Origin of the sequence: Candidatus Poriferisodalis multihospitum (assembly GCF_028283155.1) — a bacterium.
Lineage (GTDB): Bacteria > Actinomycetota > Acidimicrobiia > Acidimicrobiales > Poriferisodalaceae > Poriferisodalis > Poriferisodalis multihospitum.
Genome location: NZ_JAPYOK010000068.1, coordinates 20,032 through 32,875 on the forward strand (window position 1 = coordinate 20,032; position 12,844 = coordinate 32,875).

At 67.9% G+C, this 12,844-nt stretch carries 13 protein-coding genes and 1 riboswitch; of the genes, 3 read left to right on the top strand and 10 right to left on the bottom strand.

The window, feature by feature from the left end; genetic code table 11:
• Positions 1-31: 31 nt before the first annotated feature.
• On the bottom strand, positions 32-799 hold the full coding sequence (locus tag VI480_RS06250) for a hypothetical protein (RefSeq protein WP_323671962.1): 768 nt from the start codon (positions 797-799) through the stop codon (positions 32-34).
• 152 nt (positions 800-951) lie between these two features.
• Here VI480_RS06250 and VI480_RS06255 point away from each other — a divergent pair, with 152 nt between their 5' ends.
• Both VI480_RS06255 and VI480_RS06260 read left to right on the top strand, forming a co-directional pair.
• Positions 952-1,872, top strand: a complete 921-nt coding sequence (locus VI480_RS06255) for a P1 family peptidase (RefSeq protein WP_323671963.1) — start codon at positions 952-954, stop codon at positions 1,870-1,872.
• A gap of 307 nt (positions 1,873-2,179) precedes the next feature.
• Positions 2,180-3,382 carry an acyl-CoA dehydrogenase family protein gene (locus tag VI480_RS06260; RefSeq protein WP_323671964.1) on the top strand — a complete coding sequence of 401 codons (1,203 nt, stop codon included), beginning with the start codon at positions 2,180-2,182 and terminating at the stop codon, positions 3,380-3,382.
• Positions 3,383-3,413: 31 nt separating this feature from the next.
• Here VI480_RS06260 and VI480_RS06265 read toward each other — a convergent pair whose 3' ends face one another.
• Genes VI480_RS06265 through VI480_RS06280 form a run of 4 tightly spaced genes read right to left on the bottom strand, consistent with a single transcriptional unit; the run spans position 3,414 to position 6,886 of the window.
• On the bottom strand, positions 3,414-4,208 hold the full coding sequence (locus tag VI480_RS06265) for an enoyl-CoA hydratase (RefSeq protein ID WP_323671965.1): 795 nt from the start codon (positions 4,206-4,208) through the stop codon (positions 3,414-3,416).
• Positions 4,209-4,251: 43 nt separating this feature from the next.
• A complete protein-coding gene (locus VI480_RS06270) occupies positions 4,252-5,409 on the bottom strand; it encodes a pyridoxal phosphate-dependent aminotransferase (protein ID WP_323671966.1) in 1,158 nt (385 codons plus the stop codon).
• Positions 5,406-6,257 (bottom strand): adenosylcobinamide-phosphate synthase CbiB, encoded by an 852-nt coding sequence (gene cbiB / locus VI480_RS06275; RefSeq protein ID WP_323671967.1) that lies wholly within the window; start codon positions 6,255-6,257, stop codon positions 5,406-5,408. Before cbiB ends, VI480_RS06270 begins: the two co-directional genes overlap by 4 nt.
• Entirely contained in the window at positions 6,206-6,886 is a 681-nt protein-coding gene (locus VI480_RS06280; RefSeq protein ID WP_323671968.1) for an adenosylcobinamide amidohydrolase, read from the bottom strand. Before VI480_RS06280 ends, cbiB begins: the two co-directional genes overlap by 52 nt.
• A gap of 240 nt (positions 6,887-7,126) precedes the next feature.
• Between VI480_RS06280 and VI480_RS06285 the strand changes: the two genes are divergently transcribed.
• Positions 7,127-8,620, top strand: a complete 1,494-nt coding sequence (locus tag VI480_RS06285) for a cobyric acid synthase (RefSeq protein ID WP_323671969.1) — start codon at positions 7,127-7,129, stop codon at positions 8,618-8,620.
• 24 nt (positions 8,621-8,644) lie between these two features.
• Here VI480_RS06285 and cobO read toward each other — a convergent pair whose 3' ends face one another.
• The 5 genes from cobO to VI480_RS06310 form a co-directional block, all read right to left on the bottom strand.
• Complete coding sequence (cobO, locus tag VI480_RS06290) at positions 8,645-9,241, bottom strand: cob(I)yrinic acid a,c-diamide adenosyltransferase (protein ID WP_323671970.1); 597 nt, start codon at positions 9,239-9,241, stop codon at positions 8,645-8,647.
• Positions 9,238-10,074, bottom strand: coding sequence for an ABC transporter ATP-binding protein (locus tag VI480_RS06295; protein WP_416246655.1), 837 nt, complete (start codon positions 10,072-10,074; stop codon positions 9,238-9,240). The genes cobO and VI480_RS06295 overlap by 4 nt, the downstream gene beginning before the upstream one ends.
• The gene (locus VI480_RS06300; RefSeq protein ID WP_323671972.1) at positions 10,068-11,111 is read right to left on the bottom strand and encodes an iron ABC transporter permease; all 1,044 of its coding nucleotides are present in this window, start codon (positions 11,109-11,111) and stop codon (positions 10,068-10,070) included. The genes VI480_RS06295 and VI480_RS06300 overlap by 7 nt, the downstream gene beginning before the upstream one ends.
• 3 nt (positions 11,112-11,114) lie before the next feature.
• The gene (locus VI480_RS06305) at positions 11,115-12,179 is read right to left on the bottom strand and encodes an ABC transporter substrate-binding protein (protein WP_323671973.1); all 1,065 of its coding nucleotides are present in this window, start codon (positions 12,177-12,179) and stop codon (positions 11,115-11,117) included.
• Positions 12,180-12,231: 52 nt separating this feature from the next.
• Positions 12,232-12,376: riboswitch (adenosylcobalamin (AdoCbl) riboswitch) on the bottom strand.
• Entirely contained in the window at positions 12,373-12,774 is a 402-nt protein-coding gene (locus VI480_RS06310) for a DUF2784 domain-containing protein (protein ID WP_323671974.1), read from the bottom strand. It overlaps the preceding riboswitch by 4 nt.
• Between the last annotated feature and the right edge of the window lie 70 nt (positions 12,775-12,844).

The window sequence follows — 12,844 nt, forward strand, 5'->3', positions numbered from 1 at the left end:
GCGGTGAGCAGTCGGCGCCTGCGCTCGGGGGTCACTGTCGGCCGCCGCGGCCTGGGCGAGAGGGCAGCTGTTCGCCGCAGACGTCGAATGCGGCGCTCACATCTGCATCGTCGAAGTCAATCTCTCCGAATGGCCCCCCGCCTCCGCTTCCGGGGCCGAAGGCATTTGGATCTGGGTCGGGAACATCGACGCCGTTGTCTCGCATGCACTGGGCGAATTCGAGCAGACGATCCATGAGCTCGACCTGACTCTCGTCGAAGTTCTGCCCGCCCGGACCCAGAGCGAGGCCCTCGATGATCTCGAGGCACGCGTCTCGAGCGGCCGGCAGATCGGGATCACGGCCGATGGCCTGCAGGCCATCGCCGTCTTGTCCGCCGGAGCCCCTGCCGGGCCGAAGGCCGAAGGCGATGGTGCCGTCGGCTTCCACGACCGGATCGGGGAAGTCGACGCCGTTGTCTCGCATGCACTGGGCGAATTCGAGCAGGAGTTCCTCGTCGGTGAGGTCGTCGAACTCGTCTGCTGACTCAGTCTCGTCGGCCCCGGTCTCGTCGGCAGCGGTCTCGTCGGCCCCGGTCTCGCCGGCTGCGGCGGTGGCCTCAGTCTCGTCGCTGTCGGGCGTCGCGCCCGCCCCCGATGCGGGCTCATCGACGCCAGCAGCGGTGAGGGCCTCACCGGGTGCGGTGGTCGTCAACCCCTGCAGCGTGGCAAGGCCGCTGGAGTCATCACCCCCACAGGCAGCCGCAACGAGCGCGATGAGCGTCGCGATGACGAGTCGTGTCGTTCGCGAGTGCATGCGCATGGGGGAGGTCCTCCGAGTCGGGCGCGCCGCACCGTACGAATCGAAAGTGAGAGCCGGCTAAGAACTGGCTGAGAGCTGGCTAAGCACCGGCCAGATCGCCTGCATCGGTGGGACGGACCCAGATGGCTAGCCAGCGCGTAGGGTGCGCGGCCATGGCGTTGGGATTGCCGTCGGTGCTGGTCGGTTCGTGGACTGACGACGACGCAGCCACCGGCGTGACGGTGGTGCTCCCGCCGCCGGGCACCTTGGGCGCTATCGCCGTGCGCGGCGGCGCACCCGGGACTCGCGAAGCGGCGGCGCTCAGCTCGACTGGCGCCGGTGTGGAATGCCACGGCGTGGTGCTGTGCGGCAACAGTGTGTTCGGGCTCGCGGCAGCCGACGGCGTGGTGCGGTGGTGTTCCGAGCATGGTCGCGGGCTGGACATCCGCGACAGCATCGTGCCGGTGGTGGGCGCCGCTGTGGTGTACGACATCGCGGGACCCGACAGTCCACGGCCGACTGCCGAGGCCGGCTGGGCTGCCTGCGAGGCTGCGAGCGCTGACGAGCCCGTCACCGGACGGGTCGGCGTCGGGCGGGGCTGCACGATCGGCAAGGTCGCTGGTCGGGACTTCTCCGTGCCAGGTGCATTGGGGGTTGCCGTCGAGCGATCTGGAGATCTTGTGGTCGGCGCACTGGTGGCGGTCAACGCCTTGGGCGACGTCATCGATGCCGATGGGGCCGTGCTGGCCGGCTGTACTGCTGAGGCGGGCGCAGCGCGCTATCCCTACGACGCCGTTGAGGCGATTCCGGGCTTCACGGGCCGGGGCGATGCGGACGCAGACGAGCTCGCTCGGTCCAATACGACAATCGGCTGCTTGGTCACCAACGCTCGCCTGACCAAGCCCGAGGCGTGCCGTGCGGCCGACCTGGCGCACACGGGAATTGCCCGGGCCATCGAGCCCCCGCACACGAATTTCGACGGCGACGCGTTGTTCCTGCTTGCGACGGGCGAGGTGGACACCCAGCCTGACTTGGTGGCAACGCTCGGGGCTGCTGCTGTCGCGCGAGCGATCAGATCGGAATTCGCTTCCTGATCTGGTGCTGAGTGTGGCAATCTGGTTGCACCAGAGAAAGGGGGTGGTCCAAGCAATGCCGAAACGCAACAGGACTCTGGAGGTGGCCGGGCGCTGAGGCGACCCGCTTCCGAGAAGGGGACGTCTCCATCAGGTGGCGACTCCAACCCGGACCACCGAACCCCACAAGATCCGCGTGCTGGTCCTCACGCGGCCGCGGCCCCGCCGACCGGCGGAGGCGCGAACACGATCTTCGGGTAGCAGCAGGCCCCTGCTCAGTCGAGCGGGGGCCTGTTCGCGTCTGAGGGCATACCACTAGGGTCCGCACATGGATTTCGACTGGCCGGACGATGACGATCCTCGCCGCGTCGCCGTGCGCGACTGGCTCGACGATCACGACGGCAATCCGAGCCAGGAGGCGCTGGCACACGCCGGATACGTGGCACCGCACTGGCCCAAGCCCTACGGCCTCGAAGCCGACCCGATCACCCAGCTGCTGATCGACGAGGAGCTGGCCTCGGCCGGCGTGAAGCGCCTGGCCGGCGGCATCGGGCTGGGCTGGGCAGGGCCGACGATCATCTACGGCGGCGATCAGGCTCAGATGGACCGCTACCTGTGGCCGATCCTCACCGGTGAGGAGGTCTGGTGCCAGCTCTTCTCCGAGCCCGACAGCGGCTCAGACCTGGCGAACCTGGCCACCCGCGCCGTGCGCGACGGCGACCGCTACATCGTGAACGGTTCGAAGATCTGGTCCTCCGGTGCGCACCGCAGCAAGTTCGGCATCCTCATCGCCCGTACCGATCCCGACGTGCCCAAGCATCGGGGCGTGTCGTACTTCATCTGCCCGATGGACACGCCCGGCCTCGAACTTCGCCCCATCATCGACATGACCACCGCGTACTCGTTCAACCAGACGTTCTTCACCGACATGGAACTGCCGGTGGAGAATCGGATCGGCGACGAGAACGATGGGTGGCGGCTGGCCAAGGTCACGCTCGGCAACGAGCGGGTGTCGCTCTCGGGCGAGGGGGCGCTGTGGGGCAGCGGCCCCAGCGCGGCAGATTTGCTGGATGTCATCCGTTCTGCCGGTGGGTTGAGCGATCCGGTGATGCGCGATCGGGCAGCACGCCTGCACATCGAAGGCGAGGTGCTGCGCCTCATCCGGCTGCGAACGCTGAGTGCTCGCCTGCAGGGTCGCCAGCCCGGGCCCGAGGCCAGCGTGCGCAAGGCGCTCGCCGACGATCACGGCCAGCACGTGATGACGCTGGCCAAAGATCTCTCAGGCGCTCACGGGCTGCTGGCCGACACCGGTCCGCTGGGCACGTCGCCGCAGTTCCCCAAGACGCAAGCCGTGGTGGAGGGCTGGAACGGCTGGCACGGCGGCTACCTGTTCAGCCCGGCCCTGACCATCGGCGGCGGCACCTCGGAGGTGCAGCGCAACATCATCGCTGAGCGGGTGCTGGGCCTGCCTCACGACGTCGACGTGGAGTCCGGCAAGTCCTGGTCAGAGGCCCGAGCCTCCCTCGCATGATCCTCGCTGATCAGATCGGGATCGGCCCTGGTCAGCGGCCGGTGAACGTGGGCGGGCGCTTCTCGAGGAATGCCTTGACGGCCTCTTTGGTGTCCTCGGTGGTGAAGTTGAGCGACTGAGCCATGCCTTCGGCTTCCAGCGCCGCGGCGAAGTCGGCTGAGGCGTTGAGGGTGAGCAGGCGCTTGGTCATGGCGACGGCGATGGGCGGCCCGGCCGCGAGGCGGCCGGCCCAGTCGTCGACGAAGGCGTCGAGCTCGCCATGGGGCACCACCTTGTTGACGATGCCGAAGTCCTCGGCCTGCTTGGCATCGATCACGTCCGCGAAGAACGCCAGTTCCTTGGCGCGGTGCAGACCGATGAGCCGGGGGAGGATCCACGTGCCGCCGAAGTCCATCGACAGGCCGCGCCGGGCGAAGATCTCGCTGAAGCGGGCTTGGTCGGAGGCCACGATCAGGTCGCACGCCAAGGCGAGGTTCATGCCCGCGCCCGCGGCCACGCCGTTCACCTTGGCGATGACCGGCACCATGATCGAGTAGAGCGCCGACACGGTCTGGTGGATCACGTTGAGTCCCTGCAGCGCATGCCTGCGCGGGCCGTCTCCGCCGTCGGCGGCCAGGTCGGCGCCGCTGCAGAAGGCGTCGCCGGCGCCGGTCATCACCACGCAGCGCACTGTGGGATCACCGCCGATCTCGTTCCATGTCTCGCGCAGCTCGGTGAACATCTGCGGGCTCGCCGCGTTGAGGCGCTTGGGCCGGTTCATCGTGATGGTCACCACGCCGTTGTCTGCCGCATCGATGATGAGCGTTTCGAGTTCTGCCGATTCCATGAGCAGCGACGCTAGCGGTGGGACTCCCGTAGCGCCGGAGGGCTCACTGCTGCTGCTTGGCCCAGGCGGTGAGGCGTTCGACGGTCTGGATCATGTCGTCGTTGCTGCCCGCGAACGAGAACCGGATGTAGCGATGACCCTCAGCAGGGTCGAAGTCGATGCCCGGCGTGGTGGCGATGCCGAGTTCTGCGAGCCAGGTCGCGGCCAGATCGGCGCTGTCGTCGGTGAGGTGATCGACATTGGCGTAGATGTAGAACGCCCCATCGGGCGGGGCGATGCGGTCGATCCCTGCAGCGGGCAGGCCGTCGAGCAGGATCTGGCGGTTCGTCCGGTAGCGGGCCACGTTGGCCTCGAGCTCGTCGATGCTGTCGAACCCGCCGAGCGCGGCGTGCTGGCTCACGGTGGCGGCAGCAATGGTGGCGTTCTGGGCGAGGCGTTCGACCGGTGAGACCAGATCGGGCGGCAGCAGCAGCCAGCCCAGGCGCCAACCGGTCATCGAGAAGTACTTGGAGAAGCTGTTCACCACGACGGCACTGGGACTCGATGCGGCGGCCGTTGCCGCAGGGGTGTCGTAGGAGATGCCGTGGTAGATCTCATCGGAGATCAGCCGCACGCCGGCGCCGTGGCACCGGCGAGCAAGTCGCCCCAGTTCGTCAGCCATGAGCATCGTGCCGGTGGGGTTGGCGGGACTGGCCACGACCAACCCGTCGAGCGCGCCGGCGCTCTCGACCATGTCAGCGGTCAGCCGGAACCCGGACTCGGGTGTGACGGCGATCTCGACGACTTCGATGTCCAGCGCTTCGAGCGTGTTGCGGTAGCAGGGATAGCCGGGCGCAGTCACCGCCACCCGGTCGCCGGCTTCGAAGCACGCCAGGAATGCGAGTGTGAATGCCCCGCTGGCACCCTGAGTGACGATGATGCGGTCGGCCTCGGTGTCGTGGCCGTACCAGTCGGCGTAGTGATGGACCAGCCTCGTGCGCAACGGTTCGATGCCCACGGCCGACGTGTAACCCAGCACGTCGTTGTCGATTGCGGCCTTGGCAGCAGCGCGCGCCCCGGCCGGCGCGGGCGTGGATGGCTGGCCGACCTCCATGTGCACCACATCGCCGCCGGCCGCCTCCCTGTCGGCGGCAGCCCGCATCATCTCCATCACAAAGAAGGGCGCGATGTCCGCCCGCTCGGAGACCTTCAAGCCGCTCACGAAGCGCCGCCGTGCCGTTGCATGGCGTCAGTTTCCTCGACAGCTCCGTACCGCAGAGGTCCTCCGAGCTGGCAGCCGATTGCCGCGGCCATCGCCGTCTCGGCCACCCCCGCGTTGGGGGACGGATGCGCCGGTGCGTCGCGGCGCACGGTGACCATGAGTTGGTGCGCCCGTTCGAAGTGCAGCGCGGCCAAGAGTCCGGCAAAGATCCGCGCAGGAACGTAGTTGGCTGCGTCATCGAGGCGGGCCGCGGCCCAGCCGAAATTCGCGTACCTCTCATTGCGCCTTCCGACCATCGCGTCCATCGTGTTGACGGCCCGGTAGGCAGCCGCGCCGGGCGCACCGGCCACGACGGCCCAGAATGCCGGAGCAATCACAGCGTCGACGCTGTTTTCGGCTACCGACTCGATCACCGCGGCCGCGATCTGCGACGTATCCAACCCAGACGGGTCACGGCCTACCAGCGCAGGCAGCTCCGCACGCGCTGTGGCCAAGTCTCCCGCCGCGATCAACTCGCCGACGTGGGAAGCCACTCGACGCAGCTCCCGACCCGCGGCCGCCGCCCACACGGCGACCGCCGTCGACCCGGCTGCCGAACCCGCCGCCGCGCCCAGAGCTACGCCCGCCGCTGTATAGATCGCACCGTTCGATCGGCGGTCGGCCCACAGTGCTTGCTCGATGCGTTCCATCGTGCGGCCGAAGGCTGCCACTGGATGGACAGTTGCGGGCGGCTCGCCGAGAAGGCGGTCCAGCACCAACCCCGCCGCGACTGCCAGACAGCGCGGGCCCAGCCTGCTCAGGGCACGACCCCTGGAGTCGAGCCGGTCACCGGCGGCGACATGCTCCATGCCCGGGACCCGGCCCAAACTGCTTGGTACACCGCCCGGCCGATCCGCGAGCCCCACTGCGAGCGGGGTCCGGCGAACCGCTCGGCAGCGCCCTCTTCGGGCCATACCACGATCACGGCGTCGGTGGCTGTTCCCGTTCCCGGCACGCCTCGGTCCGCCAGAGCCTGCGCCTTGGCCTCGGTGGCGGTCATCACTGCGTTGACCGCAGCCCCAGGGTCCAACGCCACAGGCACTTGAACAACCAGATTGATTGTGCCCGGGCTGCTTTGAGCAGTTGCCACCTCAGCGGGATCGACAGCCCACGTCGGATGGCTGATCCCCACCGTGGCGTCGACGGACACGCCGTTGCCGTCTGCGCCGACCAGCCGGTCCAGGTCGACCGCGGTGAACATCGCGGCCCCTGAACCGCTCAGGCCCAGATCCGCCGTGATCTCGGCGGCGTGCCCGCTCAAGTCCGTGCGGCTGTAGTCCGAACCCACACCGATGTTGAGCGCCCAGTCCACCGGGCCAATTCCGCCGCCCACTGGTGCCGACGACACAGCAATCACGGATGCCGACCACTTCCATACGAGCACGCCGCGATGACCTGCGGCGGCGGCGACTCGGGAAGGCTGGACCCGGATGCTCAAGAGTCGGAACCGTCGCTCAGACAACCCAGAGCCCGGGTTGCCGAGTCGGGGTCCCGCGATACTGAGAGAGCCTGCGACAGCCGCTGGAGTGCTGCGTCCACGGGCGCGAATCGTACCGGTGGGCAGTCAGTCGCTCCGCGGGAGCCGAAGGCTCCGCCGCTAGTGCAGAGCTGTGACCTGAGACCGTGGTCGACTGTGCACTCGCCTGAGACCGGTGCGGGGCGTTTGTACGCTGCCGCGGTGGCCGGCCACACCCCTGACGCTCTGGCGCCTGGTTTGATGGTGTGCGGGACTTCCTCGAACGCGGGCAAGACGACCGTCGTCGCCGGTTTGTGCCGCCTGCTGGCGCGACGAGGTCTGCGCGTCGCACCGTTCAAGGCACAGAACATGGCGCTGAACTCGGCGGTCACCTCGTCCGGCCACGAGATCGGCCGAGCACAGTTCGCTCAGGCGCAGGCGGCCGGCGTCCCGGCAACTGTCGACATGAACCCGGTGCTGCTCAAGCCGACCAGTGATCGCGACGCGCAGGTGATCGTGGCAGGACGACCGATCGGCGCGATGAGCGCAGCGGCGTACCACGAGTACAAACCGGAGCTCTTCGAGTTGGTACTGGCTTCCTTGCAGCGCCTGCGGGACACCTTCGACGTGGTGATCGCGGAAGGGGCAGGCAGCCCGGCTGAGATCAACCTGGCCGCCGATGACATCGTCAACCTGCGGGTTGCCGAGCGGGCGGGCATCAGTGCCGTGCTGGTGGGCGACATCGATCTCGGGGGCGTCTTTGCTGCGCTCGCCGGCACTGTCGCCCTGCTCCCGACGGCACAGCGCGACTTGGTGCGGGGTTTCGTCATCAACAAGTTCCGCGGCGATCCGGCGCTGCTCGGAGATGGGCTCGACGAGCTCGAACGGCACTGCGGCGTGCCGACGCTGGGCGTGATCCCGATGCTCGACGACCTGCGTCTGCCTGCCGAGGACTCGGTCGTGCTGGCAGAGAACTGGCGGCCGCACGACACAGCGCAGTTGGATATTGCTGTCGTCGCCTTTCCGCGCCTGTCGAACTTCACCGATTTCGATCCCCTGACGAGCGAGCCCGACGTGACGTTGCGCCTGGTGCGCTCGGTGCGCGAGCTGGGCCGGCCCGACCTGATCCTGCTGGGAGGCTCCAAGTCCACCGTGGCCGATCTTGCGTGGATGCGCGAGCGGGGTCTCGCCGGAGCCGTGCAGGAAGCCGCCAGTGAACACGGCACCGTCGTGCTCGGGATCTGCGGCGGATACCAGATGATGGGCAGCAGCATTGCCGACGAGGTCGAGTCGGCAGCGGGTGTCGTGGCAGCGCTCGACCTGCTCGCCGTCGAGACCGTGTTCGAGCATGACAAGGTGCTCACTCAGCGGCACGGCGAGGCACTCGGGGCCGATGTCGAGGGCTACCAGATCCACCACGGCCGGGTACGACCGTGCCTGGAGGGGGCCGCAGATCCGTGGCTCTGGCTCGATGGCGAGCCGGACGGATTCTGCGATGGACCGATCATGGGCACCTCGCTGCACGGCGTGTTCGACTCAGACGCGTTCCGCCATGCGTTTCTCGCGCACGTAGCCGAGATTCGGGGATGCGATTTTGTGCCGGCACGCGGCTCATTCGCCGAACGCCGAGATCAGCAGTTCGATCGCGTCGCCGACGCCCTCGAAGAACATCTCGACCTCGGCACACTCTTCGAGATCGTCGGCCTCGGAGCCTGAGCGTCCACGGGCCAGCACGCAACCTTAGTAGTCGATGCCCTTCTTGGCCCGGATGCCGTCGTCGTAGGCGTGCTTGGTTTTGACCATCTCGGTCACCGTGTCGGCGAGCTCGATCATCCACCCGGGAGCGTCGCGGCCAGTCAGCACGAGCGAGACGCGCTCGGGCCGGTTGCGGAAGGTCTCCTCCACGTCGGCGGCATCGATCCAGCCCCAGTTGAGCGGGTAGGTGATCTCGTCGAAGATCACCAGCCGGTGGTCGCCCGCCTGCACCAGCTCCTTGCCGTGCCGCCACGCCTCCCGGGCCTCGGCCTCATCGCGTGTGAGGTCCTCGCTGTCCCAGGTGAAGCCCTCGCCGAGCGACCAGAAGTCGATGCCCAGCGGCTCGGCCATCATCTGCTCGCCGGTCACCCAGTTGTCGGACTTCAGGAACTGCACCACCGCAACCGGCCATTCCCGCGCTCGTGCTCGCATCGCCATGCCGAAAGCTGCCGACGACTTGCCTTTGCCATCGCCGGTGTTCACCACCACCAGGCTGCGCGCGGTGCGCAGCCCATCGGGGCGGGGATCGTCGGTGGGCGGCGCGTCGGTGGGCGTCGAGCCGTCAGGCTGTGATGCATTCATGAGTGGTCTCCATTCTGTGCGGTGCCGCGCTTCGCCGGCGCCGCCTTGGTGGCGTCTGATGTTGTCGTTGCTGTGGGAACGATCACCGGGCCCTCGGGATCGTCGATCACCCGGACTTGGGCGTCGAAGTGCTCTGCGATGTTGGCAACGGTGAGCACCTCGCCGGGCGTACCCCGTTGCGCAATGACGCCCCCCGCCAGGATGGCCACCTGGTCGCCATAGCGGGCAGCGAGGGTCAGATCGTGCAGCGTGGCGATGACCGTCAAGCCACGCTCGCGACGCAGCGCATCGACCAAGTCGAGCACGTCTTGCTGGTGCCCGAGGTCGAGTGCGGTCGTCGGTTCGTCGAGCAGCAGGATGTCGGCTTGCTGCACCAGAGCTCTTGCGAGCACTGTGCGCTGGCGTTCTCCCCCCGACAGCGACTGCACAGCACGGTCGCCGAATCCGACGAGGTCGAGACGCTCGAGCACGTCCGCAGCGATCTCACGGTCTGCCGACGTCTCGCCGGCGAAGATGCTGCGGTGGGGCGTGCGACCCAGCAGCACGTAGTCGGCGACGAGCATGCCCCGGGGAATGACCGGTGTCTGCGGCACGTAGGCGACCTTGCGAGCGCGCTCGGCGCGTCGCAGCTTCGTGAGTCCTTCGATGCTGATGTCGCCGTCGTAGGCCACGAGGCCCAGCACGGCGCGCAGCAGGGTGGTCTTGCCGGCGCCGTTCGGGCCGATGATGTTGACCCACTGGCCGTGAGACACAGCCAGATTGACGCCCCCTAGGACGTGGGTCCCGTTGAGCCGGACATCGAGCGACTGCAGGTCGACGGCGGCGGTCACCAGATCTCCCGGCGGCTTGTGCGCAGCACGAACACGAAGAAGGGCGCTCCCAGGAATGCAGTGACCACGCCGATCGGCAGCTCGGCGGGAGACAGCACCGTGCGCGCGGTCAGGTCGGCAAGCACCAGGAACGCCCCGCCGAAAAGCACCGAGAGCGGCAGCAGAACGCGGTTGCTGCTGCCGAAGATCAGCCGGATCGCGTGCGGCACGATGATGCCGACAAAGCTGATCAGCCCGCTCACCGACACCGCGGCGGCCGCGCCGAGCGACGCCGCGATCAGGACGATCAGCCGGATCCGGCGGGGCTCGAGGCCGAGCGCGGCCGCCTCTTCGTCGCCGACGGCAAGCACGTCGAGCGCTCGCCGGTAGCGCAGCACCACGGCGGTCGTCACCACGAAGTACGGCAGCAGCAGCGCCGGCTCGGACCAGCCCGAGGTAGCGATGCGACCGAGAAGCCACGCGAGGATCTGGCGGAACGCATCTGCATTCGCCTGCAGCAGATATGTCTGGCAGGCCGCCAGAAAGCTCGCCACGGCGATCCCTGCCAGGATCAGCGAGGCCGTCGAGCGGCCGCCGATGTGTCCGGCGAGGTAGGCAACGGTGACCGCGCCGAGTGCGCCGCCGAACGCAGCGAGCGGAACGAGGTCGAACACGCCGGCACCGTCCCCGATGTCGTTGACGATGGCGATGGTCGCTCCCAGCCCGGCACCGGCGGCAATGCCGAGCAGGTACGGATCGGCGAGGGGGTTTCGGAATGCCGCCTGATAGGTGGCACCGCTCATGGCGAGCGTGGCGCCCACCAGCAGTCCCAGCACAACCCGCGGCAGCCGGATGTCGGTGACGATCGCCTTGTGCGCATCGTTGAGTCCCGACTCGACTGCGATGCCAGGCAGCAGATTGGCGAGCTCCATGAGCACCCGTGGAGCTGCGATGCCGGCCGGGCCGATGGTCAGCCCTGCGACGACCGCAATGATGACGGCAAGGATGCCGGCGACGAGCGCCGGGGCCCGCAGTCGCGATACCCCCAGCTCAGTGGGCACCGATCAGCTCGCTGCGCCGATCGAGACAACGGCATCAGAGATCGCCGCGATGAACTCCACGAGGCGTGGTCCCCAGCGCGACACGATGTCGTCATTGAGCTCGACGACCCGGCCGTTCTGCACTGCGCTCAGCAGGTTCCAGCCTGGGCGGGCAGCAACCGTCTCGGCGTTCTGGCCGCAGCACAGCGTGTCGGCTAGGAAGATCAGGTCGGGATCGGCGTCAACGATGTACTCGTTGCTGAGCTGCGGATAGCCGTAGGAGCTGCCGTCGGAGTCTGCAGGATCGGCAATGTTGTGCAGTCCGAAGAGCGAGTACACCTGTCCGATGAAGGTGCTGCTCGTCACCGAGTACAGGCCGTCGGTGAGCTCGTGGTAGTAGCTGAGCCCCGAAGCGTCGGGTGCTGCGTCAACGAGAGCGTCGATTTCGCTGCGCATATCCGAGATCAACGCAGCCGCTTCGTCGATTTGCTCGGTGGTCTCGCCGAATTGTGCGATCTGCACATACACCTCGTCGAAGGTGGTGGGGGCGTTGATGGCCAGCACCGCGATCCCCAGTGATTCGAGGTTGGCCTCGACGTCACCGTCGCTGCCCATGACGACAAGATCGGGGTCGTATGACGCAATGGCCTCGACGTTCGGCTGCCAGCCGCTCAAGTCGGTGACGGGCGCCTCGGGCGGGTAGTAGGAGAACTCATCGACGGCGACCACTCGATCCCCGGCACCGATGGCAAACAGGATCTCGGTGCCGGTGGGGGAGATGGAGACGATCCGCTGGTACTGGTACTCGGGCTCTGCGGGCTCGGGCTCGCTGTCTTCGGTCTCGTCGACCGACGCTGGCATCTCATCCGGCGCGTCCGCAGTCTCGGCGGCAGCCGATCCGGTCGTGGTCGTCGGCGCCTGTGTTGCAGCAGGTGCTTCGCTAGACGGTGTGGCGTCCGTGGCCGGCGCAGCCGTCGGGCCGCTGGCGGCGTTGTCGCTCCCACAGGCCGAGACGAGCAAGAGCACGGCTGCCAGTGACCACAACAGTCGAAGTGGCAGGGCGGCTCGCTTGGAGGCGGTGCGGTTCATGGTGTTCTCCCTTCTGCTCGAGTTCAGGGCCGAGCAGCGGGAGCACCCACCGCACGAGCCGCTCCTTACCTCGAGGAATCGGTTCGCGTGATGGCGGCCGGGAGGCGACCGGACTCGTCCCCCGGAGGGGCATCACCGTTGCGGGACAGTGCCGGGATCTCACCGGCTTCGCTCACGACAACCAGGCGTGAGTCTAGGAGCTGCCCCGTCGGCGCAGTGCCGAGTGGGATGCGGCAGACGAGCCGGTCTTGCGCATGCGCCAGTAGCTGACCGTGATCGGCACCGTCAGGATGACCAAGATCACGAAGTTGACCCGGCCGGTGATGCCCGGCGGGTACACCGGTTCCACTAGGTAGTTCGAGATGAAGCCGGTTTCATACGGCTCCCGACCGGCTTGGCGCAGGAACCACTTCTCCCACACCGTCAGGGGACAGTCCGAGCCGGTGATGTTCACCACAGCAGCAGCGCCGATGGCGCCGAGGTGCCACTTCATGAGCTTCGGCCAGCGCTTTGCCATGAAGCCGCCGATGAGCAGGAACACGATGTAGCTCAGGTGCGAAGCAGCCACAAGGCGCGATAGCCCGACAGCGACCACCGCCGCGACGCTACTGGCGAACAGCCTCCGGTTCGCGCCTGCGACGGTGGCTGCGAAGCGGCTGCAGAGC

Bases quoted from the DNA above. Each gene is read 5' to 3' on its own strand.
- cbiB (WP_323671967.1), bottom strand. From the start codon at position 6,257: ATGGAGCATGTCGCCGCCGGTGACCGGCTCGACTCCAGGGGTCGTGCC.
- VI480_RS06255 (WP_323671963.1), top strand. From the start codon at position 952: ATGGCGTTGGGATTGCCGTCGGTGCTGGTCGGTTCGTGGACTGACGAC.
- VI480_RS06305 (WP_323671973.1), bottom strand. From the start codon at position 12,179: ATGAACCGCACCGCCTCCAAGCGAGCCGCCCTGCCACTTCGACTGTTG.
- cobO (WP_323671970.1), bottom strand. From the start codon at position 9,241: ATGAATGCATCACAGCCTGACGGCTCGACGCCCACCGACGCGCCGCCC.
- VI480_RS06250 (WP_323671962.1), bottom strand. From the start codon at position 799: ATGCGCATGCACTCGCGAACGACACGACTCGTCATCGCGACGCTCATC.
- VI480_RS06260 (WP_323671964.1), top strand. From the start codon at position 2,180: ATGGATTTCGACTGGCCGGACGATGACGATCCTCGCCGCGTCGCCGTG.
- VI480_RS06265 (WP_323671965.1), bottom strand. From the start codon at position 4,208: ATGGAATCGGCAGAACTCGAAACGCTCATCATCGATGCGGCAGACAAC.